The 21,284-nt window shown below is 70.3% G+C and carries 20 protein-coding genes; 10 read left to right on the top strand and 10 right to left on the bottom strand.

Features of this window, described 5'->3' with window-relative positions; genetic code table 11:
- Nucleotides 1–437: 437 nt before the first annotated feature.
- The 8 genes from OHA19_RS10940 to OHA19_RS10905 all read right to left on the bottom strand — a co-directional run bounded on the left by OHA19_RS10940 (nt 438) and on the right by OHA19_RS10905 (nt 6,795).
- Nucleotides 438–893: a rhodanese-like domain-containing protein gene (locus OHA19_RS10940; RefSeq protein ID WP_405716956.1), complete on the bottom strand. Its 456-nt coding sequence runs from the start codon at nt 891–893 to the stop codon at nt 438–440.
- Complete coding sequence (locus tag OHA19_RS10935; protein ID WP_405716957.1) at nt 890–1,438, bottom strand: cysteine dioxygenase; 549 nt, start codon at nt 1,436–1,438, stop codon at nt 890–892. The genes OHA19_RS10940 and OHA19_RS10935 overlap by 4 nt, the downstream gene beginning before the upstream one ends.
- A gap of 73 nt (nt 1,439–1,511) precedes the next feature.
- Nucleotides 1,512–1,622, bottom strand: coding sequence for a putative leader peptide (locus OHA19_RS10930; protein ID WP_405750073.1), 111 nt, complete (start codon nt 1,620–1,622; stop codon nt 1,512–1,514).
- 9 nt (nt 1,623–1,631) lie between these two features.
- Nucleotides 1,632–3,245 carry an FAD-dependent monooxygenase gene (locus OHA19_RS10925; protein WP_405750070.1) on the bottom strand — a complete coding sequence of 538 codons (1,614 nt, stop codon included), beginning with the start codon at nt 3,243–3,245 and terminating at the stop codon, nt 1,632–1,634.
- Between the two features lie 221 nt (nt 3,246–3,466).
- Nucleotides 3,467–4,366: an amino acid ABC transporter permease gene (locus OHA19_RS10920; RefSeq protein ID WP_405716960.1), complete on the bottom strand. Its 900-nt coding sequence runs from the start codon at nt 4,364–4,366 to the stop codon at nt 3,467–3,469.
- Nucleotides 4,363–5,028, bottom strand: coding sequence for an amino acid ABC transporter permease (locus OHA19_RS10915; protein ID WP_072488401.1), 666 nt, complete (start codon nt 5,026–5,028; stop codon nt 4,363–4,365). Before OHA19_RS10915 ends, OHA19_RS10920 begins: the two co-directional genes overlap by 4 nt.
- A 75-nt stretch (nt 5,029–5,103) precedes the next feature.
- On the bottom strand, nt 5,104–5,940 hold the full coding sequence (locus OHA19_RS10910) for a glutamate ABC transporter substrate-binding protein (RefSeq protein ID WP_405716961.1): 837 nt from the start codon (nt 5,938–5,940) through the stop codon (nt 5,104–5,106).
- A gap of 69 nt (nt 5,941–6,009) precedes the next feature.
- Nucleotides 6,010–6,795, bottom strand: a complete 786-nt coding sequence (locus OHA19_RS10905) for an amino acid ABC transporter ATP-binding protein (protein WP_405721929.1) — start codon at nt 6,793–6,795, stop codon at nt 6,010–6,012.
- A 356-nt stretch (nt 6,796–7,151) separates the two neighbouring features.
- Between OHA19_RS10905 and OHA19_RS10900 the strand changes: the two genes are divergently transcribed.
- Together OHA19_RS10900 and OHA19_RS10895 are read left to right on the top strand one after the other, a co-directional pair.
- Nucleotides 7,152–7,844 (top strand): response regulator transcription factor, encoded by a 693-nt coding sequence (locus OHA19_RS10900; RefSeq protein WP_266729320.1) that lies wholly within the window; start codon nt 7,152–7,154, stop codon nt 7,842–7,844.
- Between the two features lie 15 nt (nt 7,845–7,859).
- Nucleotides 7,860–9,254, top strand: coding sequence for a sensor histidine kinase (locus tag OHA19_RS10895; protein WP_405716962.1), 1,395 nt, complete (start codon nt 7,860–7,862; stop codon nt 9,252–9,254).
- Between the two features lie 43 nt (nt 9,255–9,297).
- Here the strand turns inward: OHA19_RS10895 and OHA19_RS10890 are convergent, their stop codons facing one another.
- The gene (locus tag OHA19_RS10890) at nt 9,298–10,296 is read right to left on the bottom strand and encodes a TAXI family TRAP transporter solute-binding subunit (protein WP_405716963.1); all 999 of its coding nucleotides are present in this window, start codon (nt 10,294–10,296) and stop codon (nt 9,298–9,300) included.
- Between the two features lie 144 nt (nt 10,297–10,440).
- Here OHA19_RS10890 and miaB point away from each other — a divergent pair, with 144 nt between their 5' ends.
- Nucleotides 10,441–11,934 (top strand): tRNA (N6-isopentenyl adenosine(37)-C2)-methylthiotransferase MiaB, encoded by a 1,494-nt coding sequence (gene miaB / locus OHA19_RS10885; protein WP_405721933.1) that lies wholly within the window; start codon nt 10,441–10,443, stop codon nt 11,932–11,934.
- A gap of 109 nt (nt 11,935–12,043) precedes the next feature.
- Nucleotides 12,044–12,757: a class III extradiol dioxygenase subunit B-like domain-containing protein gene (locus OHA19_RS10880; protein WP_405716964.1), complete on the top strand. Its 714-nt coding sequence runs from the start codon at nt 12,044–12,046 to the stop codon at nt 12,755–12,757.
- 81 nt (nt 12,758–12,838) lie between these two features.
- Here OHA19_RS10880 and OHA19_RS10875 read toward each other — a convergent pair whose 3' ends face one another.
- On the bottom strand, nt 12,839–13,078 hold the full coding sequence (locus tag OHA19_RS10875; RefSeq protein WP_405716965.1) for an antitoxin: 240 nt from the start codon (nt 13,076–13,078) through the stop codon (nt 12,839–12,841).
- Between the two features lie 216 nt (nt 13,079–13,294).
- On the opposite strand from OHA19_RS10875, the gene miaA reads away from it, so the two are divergent.
- The 6 genes from miaA (at nt 13,295) to hflX (ending at nt 21,269) form a co-directional block, all read left to right on the top strand.
- Nucleotides 13,295–14,233, top strand: a complete 939-nt coding sequence (gene miaA / locus OHA19_RS10870; protein WP_405716966.1) for a tRNA (adenosine(37)-N6)-dimethylallyltransferase MiaA — start codon at nt 13,295–13,297, stop codon at nt 14,231–14,233.
- Nucleotides 14,234–14,340: 107 nt separating this feature from the next.
- Nucleotides 14,341–14,778 carry a hypothetical protein gene (locus tag OHA19_RS10865; protein ID WP_405716967.1) on the top strand — a complete coding sequence of 146 codons (438 nt, stop codon included), beginning with the start codon at nt 14,341–14,343 and terminating at the stop codon, nt 14,776–14,778.
- Between the two features lie 100 nt (nt 14,779–14,878).
- Complete coding sequence (dapF, locus tag OHA19_RS10860; RefSeq protein ID WP_405716968.1) at nt 14,879–15,751, top strand: diaminopimelate epimerase; 873 nt, start codon at nt 14,879–14,881, stop codon at nt 15,749–15,751.
- Between the two features lie 141 nt (nt 15,752–15,892).
- The gene (locus tag OHA19_RS10855) at nt 15,893–18,052 is read left to right on the top strand and encodes a RelA/SpoT family protein (RefSeq protein ID WP_405716969.1); all 2,160 of its coding nucleotides are present in this window, start codon (nt 15,893–15,895) and stop codon (nt 18,050–18,052) included.
- Nucleotides 18,053–18,149: 97 nt separating this feature from the next.
- Nucleotides 18,150–19,604, top strand: coding sequence for a M1 family metallopeptidase (locus OHA19_RS10850; protein ID WP_405716970.1), 1,455 nt, complete (start codon nt 18,150–18,152; stop codon nt 19,602–19,604).
- A gap of 144 nt (nt 19,605–19,748) precedes the next feature.
- Entirely contained in the window at nt 19,749–21,269 is a 1,521-nt protein-coding gene (hflX, locus tag OHA19_RS10845) for a GTPase HflX (RefSeq protein ID WP_405716971.1), read from the top strand.
- The last annotated feature ends 15 nt before the right edge of the window (nt 21,270–21,284 follow it).

Raw genomic sequence — 21,284 nt, 5'->3', positions numbered from 1 at the left:
GGGGCGTAGGGTTGGGCGTTCGGTCCGGAGACGCCGAGGCTGTCCGGGGGACGGCGGGTGTCAGAGCCGCCGTAGAGGTCGTGTCGCGATACCCACGGCCACTGTCGATCTTGCGGTCTGCGGTCTGCGGTCTGCGGTCTGCCGTCGTGGGCGGGGCGGGGCTTCGGCGCGGGTCGACTCGCACTCGCGCCCGGCCTTGTAGCCCGGCGCATGGGGACCTCGACAGGGCTCCGACAACCGGGCGCCCCGAGCCTGACCCGTCACTGCGAGACCGAGCCCGGCCCGTCATCGCGAGACCGAGCCCGGCCCGTCATCGCGAGACCGAGCCCGGCCCGTCATCGCGAGACCGGACCCGGCCCGTCATCGCGAAGCCCGGGTCCGGCCCTCGCTCCGAAACCCGGGCTCCGAAGCCAGGGCTCCAACCCGGGCTCCGCCCGTCACACCTCGACCGGCAGGCCCGCCGCACGCCACGCCTGGAAGCCGCCGATCAGGTCGGTCGCCCGGTGCAGTCCCAGCTGTCGCAAGGACGCGACGGCGAGGCTCGATGCGTAACCCTCGTTGCAGATCACCACGATCCGGAGAGTGTGGCTCACCGCCTGCGGGGCGCGATGGCTTCCTTGTGGGTCGAGCCGCCACTCCAGTTCATTGCGCTCGACGACCAGCGCCCCCGGGATCAGTCCGTCCCGCTCCCGCAGCTCCGCGTAGCGGATGTCCACGAGCAGTGCCCCGTCCGCAGCCGCCGCGGCCGCCTCCTGCGGGCCGACCCGGACGAACCCCGCCCGGACCTGATCCAGCAGCTGATCGACCCCCACCGCGACTCCGGCCCCAGTGCTGGCCCCAGCGTCGGCCTCGGCCTCATCTGGCTCCGTAACACCCCGGCGTTTGTCACTCACTGCCAGTCCTCCGGCCGTTCGACCTGCTCAAGACGGAGCACTGCGCCGGTGCGGCTGTAGCGGCGGATCTGCGGCAGCGGCGGGTAGTACGCATGAACGGAGACGGCGTGCTCCGTGCCCGACTCGTTCAATACCTCGTGGACGTGGTGGCGGCCGAACGCCCTGCCCTGTCCGGCAGCCAGCTGCCGGGAACGGTCGATTCCCTCGGCGAGTTCGAGGGTCTTCCAGCCGTCGGTGGGCAGCCGGGCGGCGAGCGACAGTTCCTTGAGCGTGCCGGCCGCGGTGGTGAAGGCGCCGATCGAGTCGGCGTGGTCGTGCCACCCCGTACCCGTACCCGGTGGCCAGCCGATCAGCCAGGCCTCGCTGCCGCCGGGCCCTTCGAGCTGGACCCAGGTTCGGCCTTCGGGGTCGAGTGGGAGCGAGGCGACGATCTCGGCGTCGGCTGCTGCACCGCGGACGAAATCGAGCAGTTCCGCGGCCGTCGGACCGGAAGCATCATCGGCGGCGGAGGGCACACGTACAGAGGGTGACGAAGGGGCAGACACAGGGACCGTCCTGAGGGTTCGCGCGGATGCCCGCCCGTACGGCAGCGCACATGGCGGGGCAGAGGAAGGCGATTCAGCAGGACGGACGACACACGCAGCCCGCATAGCGGACGAGGTCCATGTGGACCCTCCGCCACAGGCGCACATCGGTGTCGGTCACGTTTCGGAGTACACCATCTGCCATCCGCATCGGTCAATTGATGCCCGCAGTCTGGTCGGAACGTACGGCGGCGCGCACCGCTCCGCCACGTACCGCGTCCGCCGCCGCGAAGAGGTCCCGGGGCTGCACCCCGCCGAACGACGCCACGAGATGACCGTCCGGTCTGACCAGCAGTACGGTGTGGGCCGAAGCCCCCGGGTAGCTCTCGGTCACCAGCAGCTCGCCCTTCATCGGCAGGGCGTCGACGGCGGCGGCGAGCCGGGGCATGACACCGGCGGTCATCCAGTGACGCCGGTCCCAGACCCCCGTCCCGGGCGCCACCAGTACCACCAGCAGATGCCCCTGCCCCAGCCGTTCCCGGAGCCGTACGGTCGTTCCGTCGGGGGCCGTCACCCGCACATCGGCCACCGGCGCACCGGGGGGCGTACTCACCGATGTGTGCGCCTCGGCGCGTGGGGGCGCAAGGGGCGAATGCGAATACGAGGGGGGCGCACCGAGGGGGCCGCATCCCAGATGTCCGTCGGCGAGCAGCGAATCGTGCTCCCGTGCGCTCCCCGGGACCAGCGTCCGAAGCCCTCCGCCGCCACGCAGTATCGGCAGCGACTGGTCCGCGGCGCGCAGCCGTGCGGCGACCGCGGCCCGGCGCTCGGCCTGGTAACTGTCGAGCAGTACGTCGGAGGCGCCGTGGTGCCAGTCCTGGGCCAGTTTCCAGGCCAGGTTCTCGGCGTCCCGCAGCCCCTCGTCGAGCCCCTGGGTGCCCAGCGCGCCCAGCAGATGGGCGGCGTCGCCGGCCAGGAAAGCGCGGTCCACCCGCCAGCGCAGGGCGAGCCGGTGGTGCAGCGTGTACACGCCCGTGTCCAGCAGTTCGTACGGCGGCGTCTCGCCGCACCAGCCCGCCAGGGTGTCCCGGACCCGGGTGATCAGCGCGTCCGGGGTGACGAGCTCGCCACGCGGCGGCAGTAGCCAGTCCAGCCGCCAGACGCCGTCCGGCAGCGGCCGCGCCGTGACCTCGGCGCCGCCGGTGCGCCACGGCGGCAGCCGGTGCAGCACGGCCTGCCCGGGCCAGGGCAGCTCGGTACGCAGCGCCGCGACGGCATGCCGCTCCACCGCCGTACGCCCGGGAAACCGGATGTCGAGCAGCTTGCGCACGGTGGACCTGGCGCCGTCGCAGCCCACCAGGTAACTCCCGCGCCACCAGGTCGCGTTCGGCTCCCTGGTGTGCACGGTGACGCCGGTGGCGTCCTGCTCCAGGGTGTCGATCCGGCTGTGCGGGGCCACCCGCACCAGCTCCTGCGCGGCCACCGCCTCCCGCAGCCCGCGCGTCAGAACGTGCTGGGGCAGATGGATGGGGGCCGGCAACGGGTCACCCTCGGAGGAATCCTCGCCGAGCGGCAGCTCACGCACCAGCTGCTTGCGCCGCATCGACCGCCACCCGGACCACCGCACCCCCTCGTGCCGGAGCGCCTTGCAGCCCAGCCGCTCCACCAGGGCCGCGGTGTCCTCGCGCAGCACCACGGTGCGGGCGGGGCGCGTCTCGTCCTTGCCCGGGTCCTCGTCGAGCAGGACGGAGGGAACGCCCTGCGCCGCCAGGGCGAGCGACAGCGCCAGGCCGACCGGCCCGGCACCGACGACGATCACCGGGTCCACGGCGCGGCTCCTGGGATCCGTTCGAACGACGCGGACGTGGGGAACGAGCGGCTCGAAAGGTGGATGGAGGGTGGAGGAGGCGTGGCGACGGAGAGGACAGGGGGCGCGATCACAGAACGTATGCAACCTACTGCCGGTGCCTGCGTCAAGCGACACCGAAGAGCGGTGAGGGGCGGTGGCTCATCTGCCACCGCCCCTCGGGAACTCCATACGACGGTCCGTCAGACGGCGCGCCCGTCATCGACGACGAGCGACGGCGTGCCGATGGTCTCGGGTGCGCCCTCGGACGCGCTGCCCTTCCCCTTCTTCTTGCGCCGGAGCCACCGCTCCAGCCGGTTCGCGCATGTGGTGAGCGCGAAGTTCAGCGCGAGGTAGATCAAGGCAATGATCGTGAAGCACGCGATGGTGTTGGCGCCGTAGTTCGCGCTCATCGGGCGGACCGATGCCAGCAGCTCGGGGAAGGTCATCATGGCGCCGCCGAGCGCGGTGTCCTTCACGATGACGACGAGCTGGCTGACGATCGCCGGCAGCATGGCCGTCACCGCCTGCGGCAGCAGGACGGACAGCATGATCTGGCTCTTGCGCATGCCGAGCGCCTTGGCCGCCTCCGCCTGGCCCTTCGGCAGGGTCTCGATCCCGGCCCGCACGATCTCGGCGAGGACCGAGAAGTTGTACAGCACCAGTCCGGTCACCACGGCGTACAGCGGACGCATCTCGGTGTCGATGGTGGTGTACTCCGCGTACACCGCGTTCGCGGTGATCATCAGGATCAGCACCGGGACGGCGCGGAAGAGCTCCACGACGAAGCCGGCCGGCATCCGTACCCAGCGGTGGTCCGAGAGCCTGCCGATGCCGAACAGGGCGCCCAGCGGCAGCGCGATGAGCAGAGCGAAGAACGCCGCCTTGAGCGTGTTCTGGAGGCCCGGCCAGATGTACGTCTCCCACGGCTGGGAGCTGGTGAAGAAGGGCTTCCACTTGATCCAGTCGAGCTGGTGCTTCTCGGCCAGGCCGTCGTAGACCCACCACACCACGGCCGCGGCGCCCAGGACGAACAGCACCGTGTAGAGGATGTTGCGCTGCTTGGCGCGGGGCCCCTGGGCGTCGTAGAGGACGGAACTCATCGCTTCACCGCCACCTTCTTGCTCACCCAGCCGAGGATCAGGCCGGTCGGGAGGGTCAGGACGACGAAGCCGAACGCGAAGACCAGCGCGATCAGGATCAGCTGGGCCTCGGCCTCGATCATGTCCTTCATCAGGTAGGAGGCTTCGACGACGCCGATCGCGGAGGCGATCGTGGTGTTCTTCGTCAGTGCGATCAGCACGTTGGACAACGGGTTGACCACCGCGCGGAACGCCTGAGGAAGGATGATCAGCCGCAGTACCTGCGTGAAGCTCAGCCCGAGTGCGCGCGCCGCCTCGGCCTGGCCGACCGGCACTGTGTTGATGCCGGAGCGCAGCGCCTCGCAGACGAAGGCGGCCGTGTAGGCGACCAGGGCGAGCACGGCCAGCCGGAAGTTGATGTCCTCGATGACATCGGCGCCGAGCGAGATGGTCAGCGTCTGGTTCAGACCCAGCGACGAGAAGACGATGATCACGGTCAGCGGAATGTTCCGGACCACATTCACATAGGCGGTGGCGAAGCCGCGCATCAGGGGGACCGGGCTGACCTTCATGCCGGCCAGCAGCGTTCCCCATATGAGGGAGCCGAGGGCGGAGTAGACGGCGAGTTGCACCGTTACCCAGAAGGCCCCCAGCAGGTCGTAACCTTCAAGAAAGTCGAACACGATCTCCCGCGCTTCCGCGTCTAGGAGGGCACGGCGCGCCGCCGTTCACGGACGGCGCGCCCGGTCAGCCCTGCTTCACTTGACGATGTTGCCGATCTTCGGGGCGGGCTCGTTCTTGTAGTTCGCCGGGCCGAAGTTGTCCTTCACGGCCTTGTCCCAGGAACCGTCCGAGACCATCTTGGTGAGCGCGGCGTCGATCTTCTTCTTGAGGTCGGCGTCGCCCTTCTTCAGACCGATGCCATAGTTCTCGTTGGTCATCTTGAAGCCGGCCAGCTTGAACTTGCCCTGGAAGTTCGCTTGCGAGGCGTAGCCCGCCAGGATGCTGTCATCGGTGGTCAGCGCGTCGATGGCCTTGTTCTCCAGGCCGGTCAGGCACTCCGAGTAGCCGCCGTACGTCTGGAGCTGCGCCTTCGGCGCCAGCTTGTCCTTGACGTTCTTCGCCGAGGTCGAGCCGGCGACCGAACACAGCTTCTTGTTGTTCAGGTCGGCCGGGGACTTGATCGAGGCGTCGTCGGCGCGGACCAGGATGTCCTGGTGGGCCAGCAGGTACGGACCGGCGAAGTCGACCTTCTGCAGGCGCTCGTCGTTGATCGAGTAGGAGGCGGCGATGAACTTCACGTCACCGCGCTCGATCGCCGTCTCGCGGTCGGCGCTCTTGGTCTCCTTGAAGACGATGTCCTTGGCGTCGTAGCCGAGTTCCTTGGCCACGTACGTGGCGACATCGACGTCGAAGCCGGTGTACTTGCCATCGGGGGTCTTCAGGCCGATGCCCGGCTGGTCGATCTTGATGCCGATCGTGATCTTCTTGCCGTCGCCCGAGCCGCCGTCCTCCTTGTCGGAGCCACAGGCGGTGGCGGTGAGGGCGAGGGCGAGCACGGCGGCCGACGCGGCGGTGACCTTACGAAGCTGCATGGTGGTTTTCCCTAGAGTTGACGCGATGTGAGTGATCAGCCGGTCCGGGGCCCGGCAGTGCAGGATCAGTCAGTGGTGAAGGATCTTCGACAGGAAGTCCTTGGCCCGGTCACTGCGCGGGTTGCTGAAGAACTGGTCGGGCGTGGCCTCTTCGATGATCTTTCCGTCGGCCATGAAGATGACCCGGTTCGCGGCCGAGCGCGCGAAGCCCATCTCATGGGTGACGACGACCATCGTCATGCCTTCCCGGGCGAGCTGCTGCATGACCTCCAGCACCTCGTTGATCATCTCCGGGTCGAGCGCCGAAGTCGGCTCGTCGAAGAGGATCACCTTCGGGTCCATCGCCAACGCCCGTGCGATGGCCACGCGTTGCTGCTGACCGCCGGAGAGCTGGGCGGGGTACTTGTCGGCCTGCGTCGCCACACCCACCCGGTCGAGCAGCGAACGGGCCTTGTCCTCCGCGGCCTTCTTGTCCGTCCTGCGGACCTTGATCTGGCCCAGCATCACGTTCTCGAGCACCGTCTTGTGCGCGAAGAGATTGAACGACTGGAAGACCATGCCGACATCGGCACGCAGCCTGGCCAGCTCCCTGCCCTCCGCGGGCAGCGGCTTGCCGTCGATCGAGATGGCGCCCGAGTCGATCGTCTCCAAGCGGTTGATCGTGCGGCACAGCGTGGACTTCCCGGACCCGGAGGGCCCGATGACGACCACGACCTCGCCACGGGCGATCGTCAGGTCGATGTCCTGGAGCACATGCAGCGCGCCGAAGTGCTTGTTGACGTTGCTCAGCACGACAAGGTCGTCCGCCGCAGGCGCGGCGTCCCCGGCACCCTTGGTCACTGAAACTCCGCTCATCGGCTTCATGCTCCGTCCTCCTCGGTTGGGAAGGACCCTAGTGACGCGGTGCTACCAGCGTCATTACATCTGAGCGGAAATTGAGGATAACGATCCGGCGGCAACCGGACACTCCGTGTGAAGGGGGTGTGGGGTGTGACGCCCGTGGCGTACCGGGTGCATAACAGATGGCCGGATGCGGCGGGCGGGCCTTGACTGACCCACCACTCATCGGAGTGGATGCCCTGGTACGCCATGACGTGAAACGCCTCGGTACGGGGAAGTGACGGGGAGCGTACGGGAGACCGCACCGACACCTGCCGACACCTATTGGCAGGTGTCCCGTCGAAACCATCGCAGAACCGGAGAGGGAGGCCATGAGACTGCTGCTCGTCGAGGACGACAACCATGTCGCGGCCGCCCTCTCCGCGATCCTCGCCCGGCACGGCTTCCGGGTCGTGCACGCGCGCAGCGGCGAGGAGGCCCTGCAGGCGCTGCTGCCCGCCGACACGGAGCCGTTCGGTGTCGTGCTCCTCGATCTGGGCCTGCCCGACCAGGACGGGTACGAGGTGTGCGGGAAGATCCGCAAGCGCACCTCCACGCCGGTGATCATGGTGACCGCGCGTGCGGACGTACGGTCGCGGATCCACGGCCTCAACCTGGGCGCCGACGACTACGTGGTCAAGCCGTACGACACCGGTGAACTCCTCGCCCGTATCCACGCCGTCAGCCGGCGCAAGGCACCGGGCGAGGACACCGTGCCCATGCCCGTCGCAGGGCTGCGTCTCGGCCATGTCCACATCGAGCTGCCGACCCGCAAGGTCAGCGTCGACGGATCGGAAGTCCAGCTCACCCGCAAGGAGTTCGACCTGCTCGCGCTGCTCGCCCAGCGGCCCGGAGTGGTGTTCCGCCGGGAGCAGATCATCAGCGAGGTGTGGCGCACGAGCTGGGAGGGCACGGGGCGCACGCTCGAAGTGCACGTCGCGTCCCTGCGTTCCAAGCTGCGGCTGCCCGCACTCATCGAGACGGTGCGCGGAGTCGGCTACCGCCTCGTCGCGCCGTCCGCGTAGAGGCGTACGTCCCAGGTGCGCACCCGGCTGCTTCCCCTGCTCATCGTTCTCATGGCGAGCGTCCTGCTCGCTCTCGGCTTCCCGCTCGCCGTCAGCGTGGCCGCCGCCCAGCAGCAACGCGTCGTCATCGACCGCATCGACGACACGGCACGCTTCGCCGCACTCGCGCAGTTCATGACCGAGCCGGCCGCCGGATACGACGAGCGCCGGCGCACCCTGCGCAATGAACTCGACACCTACGCGTCCGTGTACGGCATCCGTGCCGGTGTCTTCCGCCGGGACGACAGCGCCATGGCCAAGGCCCCAGCCGCCTGGCAGCTCCCGTTGGAGGGGGAGGGGCGCGAGGCGTTCAAGGAGGCCCTGCTCGGGCGCCGCAGCCACGACCCGCCGCAGGTCTGGCCGTGGCAGAACGGCAGGGTCGTCGTCGCCTCACCGGTCGTACGGGACGGCGATGTCGTCGCCGTGGTGGTCCTCGACTCGCCCACCGACGAGATGCGCTCGCGCACGATCCGCGGCTGGCTGCTGATCGCGGCCGGCGAAGCGATCGCGATGCTGGTGGCCGTCGGTGCGGCGATCCGCCTCACCGGCTGGGTCCTGCTGCCGGTGCGGACGCTGGACGCGGCCACCCACGACATCGCCAGCGGACGCATGCGATCGAGGGTCGCGGCTTCCGGCGGACCACCGGAACTCAGGCGCCTGGCCCGTTCGTTCAACGAGATGGCCGACAACGTCGAGGACGTGCTGGAGCAGCAGCGCGCCTTCGTCGCCGACGCCTCGCACCAGCTGCGCAACCCCCTCGCCGCGCTGCTGCTGCGGATCGAGCTCCTCGCGCTCGAACTCCCCGAGGGCAACGAGGAGATCGCCTCCGTACGCACGGAGGGCAAGCGCCTCGCGCAGGTCCTCGACGACCTGCTCGACCTGGCGCTGGCCGAACACGCCGCGGCCGATCTGCAGCTCACGGACATCGGCGCGCTCACCGCGGAGCGCGTCGCGTCCTGGCGGCCGGTCGCCGAGGAGAAGGGGGTACGGCTCCGGGCGGACGGCTCGTCCGCGGTGACCGCCTGGGCGGACCCCATCGCGCTGTCGAGCGCCCTCGACGCGATCATCGACAACGCCCTGAAGTTCACCCCCGCCGACGAAGAAGTCGTCGTCACGGTCGCCTCCGGCCGCGATGACGTCACGATCGTCGTCGCCGACCGCGGGCCCGGCCTCACCGCACAGGAGATGGAACGCATCGGCGACCGGTTCTGGCGCAGCACCCAGCACCAGAACATCAAGGGATCCGGCCTCGGGCTCTCCATCTCGCATGCGCTCCTGGCGGCCTGCGGCGGCTCCCTCGGCTACACGGCCCATGAGCCGCACGGACTGCGGGTCACGGTCTCGGTGCCGCGCAGCGGCCCGCAGGGCTGAGCGCGACGGGGCTGGGGAGACGCGACGGGGCAGGGGAGAACGGTCAGGGCTTGACCGAGCGGTAGTAGCGGCTGGCCCCTTCGTGCAGCGGCAGCGGATCGGTGTAGATCGCCGTACGCAGATCCACCAGCTGGGCCGCGTGCACCTCGCGCCCGATCCGGTCCCGGCTGTCGATCACGGTCCGGGTGAACGCCTCCGTCAACGCCGGATCCGAGCGGTCCGTGGTCACCAGCACATTGGCGACCGCGACCGTCGGCACCGCCTGGTCCCGCTGCGCGTTGTGGTAGGCATCGGCGGGCATCACGGCCGAACGGTAGTAGCGGGCGGACCCGCCGGCCGCCTGGAGCTCCTTGACCAGCGAGGCATCCAGCGGCACCAGCCGGATCGCGAACCGGTCCGACAGCTCCTGCACGGCGGAGGTGGGCAGTCCGCCGGACCAGAAGAAGGCATCGAGCCGGCCGTCCTCCAACTGCTCCGGCATGGTGTCGATACCGGAGGGGACCGGGGTCACGTCGTTCATGGGGTCGAGCCCCGCAGCCGTCAGCAGCCGGTCGGCGACCAGCCGCACGCCCGAACCCCGCTGCCCCACCCCGACCCGCTTGCCGCGCAGGTCCGAGACCTTGCGCACCCCCGAGTCGCGGGGTACGACCAGCTGGATGTAGTCGTCGTACAGCCGCACACAGCCCCGAAGCCGGTCCGCGCCGGGCTTGCCGCTGCGCAGATAGGTGGCGAGGGCATCGGTGGTGGCGATGGTGAAGTCGGCCTTCCCGGTCGCCACCCGGGCGATGTTCTGCTGCGAGCCCTCACTGGTCTGCAGCCGTATCGACACCTGGGGCAGATCCTTGGCCAGGTCCCCCTTGAGGCGTTCGCCGTAGCGCTGGTAGACCCCGCTGCGCACACCGGTGCTGAACGTCAGCGTTCCGGTCGGGGCCGGCTGCCCGAGCGGCAGCACCCACCACAGCAGCAGCCCGAGCACGACGGCGAGGACGGCGCACACCTGAAGAACGCGTCGCCTGCCGATACGGAAGAGTGCCTGGAGCATGGCGGCGATCCTGCCAGCCCGCTCCCGCGATGACCAGGGCCGCTCCCCGGCGACGGGTGGTCACCGGGCGGGGCATCCATCATCGGGGCCCCGCGGAGCCCTTACCCTGGACGGGTGAGCGGCAACGACGTGGCTGGTGGAGTAGTGGACGGTTTGAAAACGTACGAGGTGCGCACCTACGGGTGCCAGATGAACGTCCACGACTCCGAGCGGCTTTCGGGGCTGCTGGAGGGCGCGGGTTACGTACGTGCCGCCGAGGGCTCCGACGGCGACGCCGACGTCGTGGTCTTCAACACCTGTGCGGTGCGGGAGAACGCCGACAACAAGCTCTACGGCAACCTCGGCCGGCTCGCCCCGATGAAGACCAAGCGGCCCGGCATGCAGATCGCCGTCGGCGGCTGCCTGGCACAGAAGGACCGCGACACCATCGTCCAGCGGGCCCCCTGGGTGGACGTCGTCTTCGGTACGCACAACATCGGCAAGCTGCCCGTGCTGCTGGAGCGCGCCCGCATCCAGGAGGAGGCGCAGATCGAGATCGCCGAATCCCTGGAGGCCTTCCCCTCCACGCTCCCCACCCGCCGCGAGTCCGCCTACGCCGCGTGGGTCTCGATCTCCGTCGGCTGCAACAACACCTGCACCTTCTGCATCGTCCCGGCGCTGCGCGGCAAGGAGAAGGACCGCCGTACCGGCGACATCCTCGCCGAGATCGAGGCCCTGGTCGCCGAGGGTGTCTCCGAGATCACCCTGCTCGGCCAGAACGTGAACGCGTACGGCTCCGACATCGGCGACCGCGAGGCGTTCTCCAAACTGCTGCGCGCCTGCGGGAGGATCGAGGGCCTGGAGCGGGTCCGTTTCACCTCGCCGCACCCCCGCGACTTCACGGACGACGTGATCGCGGCGATGGCCGAGACGCCCAACGTGATGCCCCAGCTCCACATGCCGATGCAGTCGGGCTCGGACACGATCCTCAAGGCGATGCGGCGCTCGTACCGGCAGGAGCGCTTCCTCGGCATCATCGAGAAGGTGCGCGCCGCGATGCCGGACGCCGCCATCTCCACCGACATCATCGTGGGCTTCCCCGGCGAGACCGAGGAGGACTTCGAGCAGACCATGCACGCGGTCCGCGAGGCGCGCTTCGCCAACGCCTTCACCTTCCAGTACTCCAAGCGCCCCGGGACCCCGGCCGCCGAGATGGAGGGGCAGATCCCCAAGGAGGTCGTCCAGGAGCGGTACATGCGCCTGTCGGCACTTCAGGAGGAGATCTCCTGGGAGGAGAACAAGAAGCAGGTCGGCCGGACGCTGGAGATCATGGTCGCGGAGGGCGAGGGCCGCAAGGACGGCGCCACCCACCGCCTCTCCGGCCGCGCCCCCGACAACCGCCTGGTCCACTTCACCAAGCCGGACGAGGAAGTGCGCCCGGGGGACGTGGTGACCGTCGAGATCAGCTACGCGGCCCCGCACCACCTGCTCGCCGAGGGCGCACCGGTCGCTGTGCGGCGGACCCGGGCCGGGGACGCCTGGGAGAAGCGCAACGCCACCGAGGCCGCCAAGCCGGCCGGAGTGATGCTGGGACTGCCCGGCGTCGGGGTCCCGGCACCGCTGCCGGCCGCGGCGGCCCCGGGCTGCGGCTGCGACTGACACGGCGCGCCCGGCGGGCGCCTCCCGTGCCGCAGTACCGAACAGCGCCCGGGACGCCCGCGGGACCGGGACCGCGGGCGCCTCGCGTCCAGGCAGTACGCTGCCCACCATGCTTGTCGCCGCCGCTGTCTGCCCCTGCCCGCCCCTGCTGGTACCCGAGGTCGCCGCCGGTGCCGCGCCCGAGCTCGACACCCTGCGGGACGCCTGTGCCGACGCCCTCGGCGTGCTCGCCGCCGCGCGCCCCGACCTGCTGGTCGTGGTCGGGCCCGCGGACCGGCCGGGCCGCGGGCCGCACCCCGAGGGGAGCACCGGAACGTTCGAGGGCTTCGGCGTCGACCTGGGCGTACGGCTCGGCCGCGACCTCGGACCGGTGGCGGACCACTCGCTTCCGCCGTCCCTCGCCGTCGGCGCATGGCTGCTGGCCCGCGAGGGATGGGCAGGTGTGCCGGTCGAGGGGCTGGGGGTGGGGGAGCCGTTGGCGACCGACCGCTGTACGAGCGCCGGGCGGGACCTGGCTGCCCGGGCGGACCGGGTCGCGCTGCTGGTGATGGGCGACGGAAGCGCCTGCCGTACGCTCAAGGCCCCGGGCTACCTGGACGAACGCGCCGAGGCGTTCGACGTTGCCGCCGCCCGCGCGCTGGGCGCGGCGGAGCCGGACGAGCTGATCGCGCTGGACGAGTCACTGGCGTCCGAACTGAAGGCGGCGGGCCGGGCACCCTGGCAGGTGCTCGCGGGCGCGGCACAGGGCGCCGGCCTGGCAGGACGGCTGCTGTACGAGGACGCCCCGTACGGCGTGGGCTACCTGGTCGCCGCCTGGTCCTGAGCCGCCGGCGCCCGGGGACCCGCAGGCGACGGCCGTGCGGCGTCGCTCCACGGCCGTCACCCGGACTTGATCAGTGCATGGTCAGGAAGCGGGCGGCGGCGTACCACCCTCGTCCTTGTGGGAGAGGCGCTCGACCGCGTCCTTGGCCTTCCTCGCGCCGGACTCGATCTTGTCGCTGTACTTGCCCTTGGTCTTTGCATCGACCGTCCGCGCGGCCTTGTCGAGCCCTTGGTCGATCTTGTCCCCGTGCTGATGCGCGAGTTCGCCGACCTTGTCCTTCGCGGGGCTCAGCTTGGCCTTCAAATTGTCCAGGAAGCCCATCGGGCACCTTCCCTGCTGGGGGACTACGGTCGGACGCTTCTTCAAACCATGAAAAAACGCCCATATTCAATATGAATTCTACTGGCCCGCGAGACGATCCGCGCCGCTCGGAGGGGTGGGCGGACGGGGCGGGGCAGGCACGGCAAACGATTCCCGTTCCCGGCCGGTCACCTCACTCGTTCGGGAAGACCGCCGGAGGTTTGCGAGACTGTGGCGGTGAGTAGCTCAGCTCCCGCACCGCGGGTCATCACCGTCGTCGGCCCCACTGCGGCCGGAAAGTCCGATCTGGGAGTATTTCTTGCTCAGCAGCTCGACGGCGAGGTGGTCAACGCCGACTCCATGCAGCTCTACCGGGGGATGGATATCGGTACCGCGAAGCTGACGCTCGCCGAACGCGAATCCGTCCCGCACCACCTGCTGGACATCTGGGACGTCACCGAGACCGCCAGCGTCGCCGAGTACCAGCGGCTGGCCCGCGCCGACATCGACCGGCTGCTCGCCGCCGGCCGCACCCCCGTCCTGGTCGGCGGCTCCGGGCTCTACGTGAAGGGCGCCATCGACGCCCTGGAGTTCCCCGGCACGGACCCCGAGGTCCGGGCCAGGCTGGAGGAGGAACTGGTCGAGCACGGCTCCGGAGCGCTGCACGCCCGGCTCGCCGCCGCCGACCCCGAGGCGGGCCGGGCCATCCTGCCGAGCAACGGCCGCCGGATCGTCAGGGCCCTCGAAGTCATCGAGATCACCGGCAAGCCCTTCACCGCCAATCTTCCCGGTAACGATGCGGTGTACGACACCGTCCAGATCGGTGTCGACGTGGCCCGCCCCGAACTCGACGAACGCATCGCCCTGAGGGTCGACCGGATGTGGGCGGCCGGACTCGTGGACGAGGTGCGCGCCCTGGAGGCACACGGCCTGCGCGAGGGCCGGACCGCGTCCCGGGCGCTCGGCTACCAGCAGGTGCTCGCCGCGCTGGCCCGGGAATGCAGCGAGGACGAGGCACGCGCCGAGACCGTCCGCGCCACCAAGCGATTTGCCCGCCGTCAGGACTCGTGGTTCCGCCGCGACCCGCGGGTCCACTGGCTGAGCGGCGCCGCCGAACACCGCGGGGAACTCCCGCGCCAGGCGCTGGCGTTGATCGAACGAGCGGTTACAGCCTGATCACGTGATGGCATCGGGAAGCCCTGCCCGTCATTTCGGTGACCTGGAGCGTGCCATCATCGAGCATCGATCGACCAGTGGAGTCCGAGTTGGGAGGGCGCGTGGCGATGGAGGCCGGCCCTCGCGACACTGAACAAGACGCACCGGACGCGCTGCACGAGGCGGGAAGTCTGAGCCCCGACGGGCCGGACGAGCTCGAAGCGACCCCCGAGGTCGAGGTCGAGCTGCGGCCCGCGCGCAGACTGCGGATCTGGCAGCTGGCGCCGATCGTCATGCTCGCCGCGGTGGGATCGCTGATGTTCGCCTTCCCTCTGGCCTTCGAGTTCGGCGACGGCGGCGCGGTCGTGGCCATGCTCGGCCTGCTGATCAGCTGCTGCGCCGCGGGCTGGGGCATGATGGCCGCCCGCCGCGTGGGATACACCTGGCCCGGCCTGCCCCAGCGGGGTTCGGGCGAGCGCTCCGACTGGCGGGTGATCGCCCTGTACGTCGCCGTCGGCGGCGCGCTGGTGGCCCTGGCCGTCTGGCGGGTGGCGCGGCTCCGGTGACGGCCGGAGCGGTCCCTTTCCGCAGGTCCCGCCCTCGCGCCGGCGCCCGCGGAGCGGGCCGGGGACGTCGGTTGTCGGCGCCGTTTCGTACAGTTGCCCTGTGAGCACCTCGCAGATCGCCTTCCTCAAGGGTCACGGCACCGAGAACGACTTCGTGATCGTTCCCGACCCGGACAACGCCATCGACCTGCCCGCGTCCGCCGTCGCCCGGCTCTGCGACCGTCGGGCGGGAATCGGCGGTGACGGGCTGCTGCACGCCGTACGGTCCGCCGCGCACCCCGAGGCGCAGGCCATGGCGGCCGAGGCCGAATGGTTCATGGACTACCGCAACGCGGACGGCTCGATCGCCGAGATGTGCGGCAACGGGGTCCGGGTCTTCGCCGGATACCTCCAGCGCGCCGGCCACGTCGAGGAGGGCGACCTCGCCGTCGCGACCCGGGGCGGCGTGAAGAAGGTGCACATCGCCAAGGACGGCGCCATCACGGTCTCCATGGGGCGCGCGCGGCTCCCCGAGGACGGCGTCACGGTCAGCCTCGACGGCCGTAGCTGGAACGCCCGCAACGTGAACATGGGCAACCCCCACGCGGTCGCCTTCGTCGACGACCTGACACACGCCGGTGACCTGCTCTCCGTGCCGCCCTACAGCCCGGCGGCCGTCTACCCCGACGGCGTCAACATCGAGTTCGTCGTGGACCGCGGACCGCGCCATGTCGCCATGCGGGTCCATGAACGCGGCTCCGGCGAGACCCGCTCCTGCGGCACGGGCGCCTGTGCCGTGGCCGTCGCCGCGGCCCGCAGGGACGGCGCGGACCCCGCGGAGACCGGCACCCCGGTCACGTACACGGTCGATCTGCCGGGCGGTACGCTCCTGATCACCGAGCGGCCGGACGGCGAGATCGAGATGACCGGACCGGCCGTGATCGTCGCCGAGGGCCTGATCGACCCCGCCTGGCTCGAAACGTTGGCCGGTTAGGACTTCGCTCGAATGGGTGATCCCTTTCACGCTGGGCGAGAGCGGGACTCCGCCACGTGGTGGGCTCGGTAGCATCAAGCACCGGCCCGGAGGCGCGACCGCACCTCCCCACCGCCGGTCGACGTCGCCGGAGGTGCCCCCATGAGTGCAGAGGCCACCAGCCCAGGTGCCCCCATCCGCAGACGGGGCCGTCCCCGGATCGATCTGCGCAGGCTCGGCCGTGTCGCGCTGCTCGGCCCCGCCTCCCGCGACCGGCTGCCCGACGCCATCGGCCATGTCGCCGAGGCCCACCGGGCCCACCACCCGGATGCCGACCTCTCGATCCTGCGCCGGGCCTACGTGCTCGCCGAGTCCTCGCACCGGGGCCAGATGCGCAAGAGCGGCGAGCCGTACATCACGCACCCGCTCGCGGTCACACTGATCCTCGCCCAGCTCGGTGCCGAGACGACGACGCTCACCGCATCGCTGCTCCACGACACCGTCGAGGACACCGATGTGACCCTCGATCAGGTGCGGGACCAGTTCGGCAAAGAGGTCTGCTATCTCGTCGACGGCGTCACCAAACTCGAAAAGGTCGACTACGGAGCGGCCGCCGAACCGGAGACCTTCCGCAAGATGCTGGTCGCCACCGGGGACGACGTCCGGGTCATGTCCATCAAGCTCGCCGACCGGCTGCACAACATGCGCACCCTCGGCGTGATGCGGCCCGAGAAACAGGCCAGGATCGCCAAGGTCACCCGCGACGTACTGATCCCGCTGGCCGAACGGCTCGGGGTGCAGGCCCTCAAGACCGAGCTGGAGGACCTCGTCTTCGCGATCCTCCACCCCGAGGAGTACGAGCGGACCCGCGCGCTGATCGACGCCGCTTCGGCGCGGTCGGACGGCTCCGGCGCCGTCCGTCAGGACCCGCTCGCGGCGATCGCCGAGAACGTCACAGCGGTGCTGCGGGAAGCCGGCATCCCCGCCGAAGTCCTCATCAGGCCACGCCACTTCGTGTCCGTGCACCGGGTCGGCATCAAGCGCGGCGAACTGCGCGGCACCGACTTCGGCCGGCTGCTGGTGCTGGTCGGCGAGGATGCCGACTGCTATGCCGTGCTCGGTGAACTGCACACCTGCTTCACGCCGGTGATCTCCGAGTTCAAGGACTTCATCGCCGCCCCCAAGTTCAACCTGTACCAGTCGCTGCACACCGCCGTCGTGGGCGAGGACGGAGCGGTCGCCGAAGTCCTCATCCGTACCCACCGGATGCACAAGGTCGCCGAGGCCGGAGTCATCGCCCTCGGTAATCCGTACGCCGCCGCGGACTGCGGCACCGGACCCCAGGCCGCCGAACCCGCGGAGGGGGAGCGCGCCGACCCCACCCGGCCGGGCTGGCTCTCCCGGCTCCTCGAATGGCAGCAGTCCGCCACGGACCCCGACACCTTCTGGACCACGCTCCGCGCCGACCTGGCCCAGGACCGGGAGATCACGGTCTTCCGGACCGACGGCGGCACGCTCGGGCTGCCCGCCGGAGCCAGCTGCGTCGACGCCGCCTACGCGCAGTACGGGGACGAGGCGCACAACTGCATCGGTGCCCGGGTCAACGGCCGCCTGGCCACCCTCGGCACCGTACTCAGCGACGGCGACACCGTGCAGCTGCTGCTCGCCGAGGACGCCGCATCGGCCCCCTCGCCCGACTGGCTCGACCACGCCCGGACCCCCGCCGCCCGCATCGCCATCACCGGCTGGCTGGACGCCCACCCCCAGGACGCCCGCGGTCCGCAAGGCACCCGGCCCGCGAAGACCGGTCCCGAGCAGCAGCCGCAGGGCTACTCCAGGCCCGGACCGCAGGCGCAGCGGACCGCCGGCACCGGGCCCGCCGTGGTGGACCGGCCGGACGCTCCCGTGAGGCTCGCGGGCTGCTGCACCCCCGTACCCCCCGACGCCATCACCGGATTCGTCGTGCGCGGCGGCGCCGTCACCGTGCACCGTCTGGAATGTCCCGCCGTCGCCCGGATGCGGTCCGTCGGCCGGGCACCGGTCGGGGTGAGCTGGGGGGAAGCCACCGAGTGCCGGGTCACACTGGTCGCCGAGTCCTTCGGACGCCCCCGGCTGCTCGCCGATCTCACCGAGGCGATCGCGACGGCCGAAGCGGCGATCATCGCCGCCACCGTCGAACCGCCCAGCGAACAACGTGTCCGGCACACCTACACCCTGCAACTCCCCGACGCGGCCGGACTCCCGGCCCTGATGCGCGCCATGCGTGACGTGCCCGGGGTGTACGACGTGAGCCGCGCCCAGCACCGCGCGGCCACCGTCTGACCCCGCCGGCCGGAGCCATCTGCCCACAGGGATCTCGTTCGGGTGGTGCGGCGCGCGCCGCACCTGTTCTGCGTGAAGTCGCTGGTAGCGGTAGTTCATGCCGTTCATCTCCCGCCGCCTGCGGGCCGCTCTGCTGGCCACCGCGTCAGCCACCCTCGTCGCAGCCACACTCCCCTCACCTGTGCCGCTCGGCATCGGCGATCCGCTCTTCCCCCACCTCGGCAACCCGGGGTACGACGTCCGCGCCTACGACATCGGACTGACCTACCACGGCGACAACAGCAAGCCGCTGGAAGCCGTCACCAGGATCGACGCGCGGACCACCGAACCGCTCGACCGGATCAACCTCGACTTCACCCGCGGCGCGGTCCGCAGGGTCGAAGTCAACGGACTGCGCGCCGACTTCGCGGTCAAGGACGAGGATCTGATCATCAAGCCACTGGGACGGCTCCCCGCCGGGGTGCCGCTGCGCATCACCGTGCGGCACACCAGCGACCCCGGCGGTGACCAGGCCAGCGGCGGCTGGCTGCGTACCGCCGACGGCCTGGCCATGGCCAATCAGGCCGACGCCGCGCACCGGGTCTTCCCGAGCAATGACCACCCCGCGGACAAGGCGTACTTCACGTTCCGGGTCACCGCGCCCGAGGGCCTCACGGTGGTGGCCAACGGACTGCCCGCCGGTTCGGTCCGCCACGGCGCGGACACCACCTGGACCTACCGGACCGAACACCCCATGGCCACCGAACTGGCCCAGGTCTCGATCGGCCGGTCCACCGTCCTGCGACGGACCGGCCCGCACCGGCTGCCGATCCGCGACGTGGTGCCCACCGCCGACCGCAAGCGCCTCGAACCCTGGCTCAGCAGGACACCCGCCCAACTGGAGTGGATGGAACAGCAGGTCGGCCGCTACCCCTTCGAGACGTACGGACTGCTCGTCGCCGGCACCGAAACCGGTTTCGAGCTGGAGACCCAGACGCTCTCGCTCTTCGAGCGTTCCCTGTTCGTCGGGGCCGACTATCCCGAGTGGTACCTCGAATCGATCATGGTGCACGAGCTCGCCCACCAGTGGTTCGGCGACAGCGTCTCCCCGCAGCGCTGGTCCGATCTGTGGCTCAACGAGGGACACGCCACCTGGTACGAGGCCCGCTACGCCGAGGATCACGCCGACAAGCCGCTGGAACGCCGGATGCGCGAGGCGTACACCAGGTCCGACGGCTGGCGCGCCGCGGGTGGTCCGCCGGCCCGTCCCGACGCCCCGGCGCCCGGACACAAGATCAGCCTGTTCCGGCCGGTGGTGTACGACGGCAGCGCACTGATCCTCTACGCGCTGCGTCAGGAGATCGGTGAGAGTGCGTTCGACCAGCTGGAGCGGAGCTGGGTGAAGAAGCACCGGGACTCCAACGCGACCACCGAGGACTTCGTCCGCATGGCGTCCCGGACCGCGGGCCGCGACCTGACCTCGTTCTTCGACGGCTGGCTGTACGGGGAGAAGACGCCGCCGATGCCGGGGCACCCGGACTGGCACAGCACCGCGCCCGCCGCACAGCGATAAATCCGGGTGACCTGTGAGGTACGGCCATGCCACTATCGAGGGGTCGCCGCGGCGGCCGGACCGGAGATTCCCCACGGCGGGAATCATCGGAAGGGGTCACGCGTTGTGACTGATGTAACGGATTTCCAACGACGTAAGGATCCAATGACCTCCTCTTCTTCCCTTCCCCAGGACGCGCAGGATGCGCAGAGCGCTACGGAGAATGTCACCGAAAGCCTCACCGAGAGCCTTCGGGCCGACGCCCTGATGGAAGAGGACGTCGCCTGGAGCCACGAGATCGACGGAGAGCGGGACGGCGAGCAGTTCGACCGCTCCGAGCGCGCGGCGCTGCGGCGTGTGGCCGGGCTCTCCACCGAGCTCGAAGATGTCACCGAGGTCGAGTACCGACAGCTGCGCCTGGAGCGCGTGGTGCTGGTCGGTGTCTGGACATCGGGGACCGTGCGTGACGCGGAGAACTCCCTCGCGGAGCTGGCCGCACTTGCGGAGACGGCGGGCGCCCAGGTGCTCGACGCCGTCTTCCAGCGCCGCGACAAGCCCGACCCGGCCACTTACATCGGTTCCGGCAAGGCGCTGGAGCTGCGCGACATCGTCCTCGAATCGGGGGCCGACACCGTCGTCTGCGACGGTGAGCTCAGCCCCGGCCAGCTGATTCATCTGGAAGACGTTGTCAAGGTCAAGGTGGTCGACCGGACCGCCCTGATCCTCGACATCTTCGCCCAGCACGCCAAGTCCCGGGAGGGCAAGGCGCAGGTCTCGCTGGCACAGATGCAGTACATGCTGCCGCGGCTGCGCGGCTGGGGTCAGTCGCTCTCCCGTCAGATGGGCGGCGGCGGTTCCAGCGGCGGTGGCGGCATGGCCACCCGTGGTCCCGGTGAGACCAAGATCGAGACGGACCGGCGTCGGATCCGCGAGAAGATGGCGAAGATGCGCCGGGAGATCGCGGGGATGAAGACGGGCCGCGAGATCAAGCGCCAGGAGCGCAAGCGCAACAAGGTGCCGTCGGTCGCCATCGCCGGCTACACCAACGCGGGCAAGTCCTCGCTGCTCAACCGGCTGACCGGTGCGGGTGTCCTGGTGGAGAACGCCCTGTTCGCCACCCTGGACCCGACCGTGCGGCGGGCCGAGACACCGAGCGGCCGCGTCTACACCCTGGCCGACACCGTCGGGTTCGTACGGCATCTGCCGCACCACCTCGTCGAGGCGTTCCGCTCCACCATGGAGGAGGTCGGCGACTCCGATCTGATCCTGCACGTGGTGGACGGCTCGCACCCGGCGCCGGAGGAGCAGCTCGCCGCGGTGCGCGAGGTGATCCGCGATGTCGGTGCGGTGGACGTGCCCGAGATCGTGGTGGTCAACAAGGCGGACGCGGCCGATCCGCTGGTGCTCCAGCGACTGCTGCGCATCGAGAAGCACGCGATCGCCGTCTCGGCGCGCTCCGGCGCCGGTATCGAGGAGCTGCTCACGCTCATCGACACCGAGCTGCCGCGGCCGTCGGTCGAGATCGACGCGCTCGTCCCGTACATCCAGGGCGGACTCGTCTCCCGGGTGCATGCCGAGGGCGAGGTGATCTCCGAGGAGCACACGTCGGAGGGCACCCTGCTCAAGGCGCGGGTGAATGAGGAGCTGGCGGCCGAGCTCTCCTCGTTCGTCCCCGTGGCGCACTAACCTCGGCGACAAGGA

It is taken from the genome of Streptomyces sp. NBC_00012 (assembly GCF_045040875.1).
GTDB lineage: Bacteria > Actinomycetota > Actinomycetes > Streptomycetales > Streptomycetaceae > Streptomyces.
Note: the sequence above shows the minus strand (reverse complement) of the source record. Positions and strands in the feature narration are given on the sequence as shown.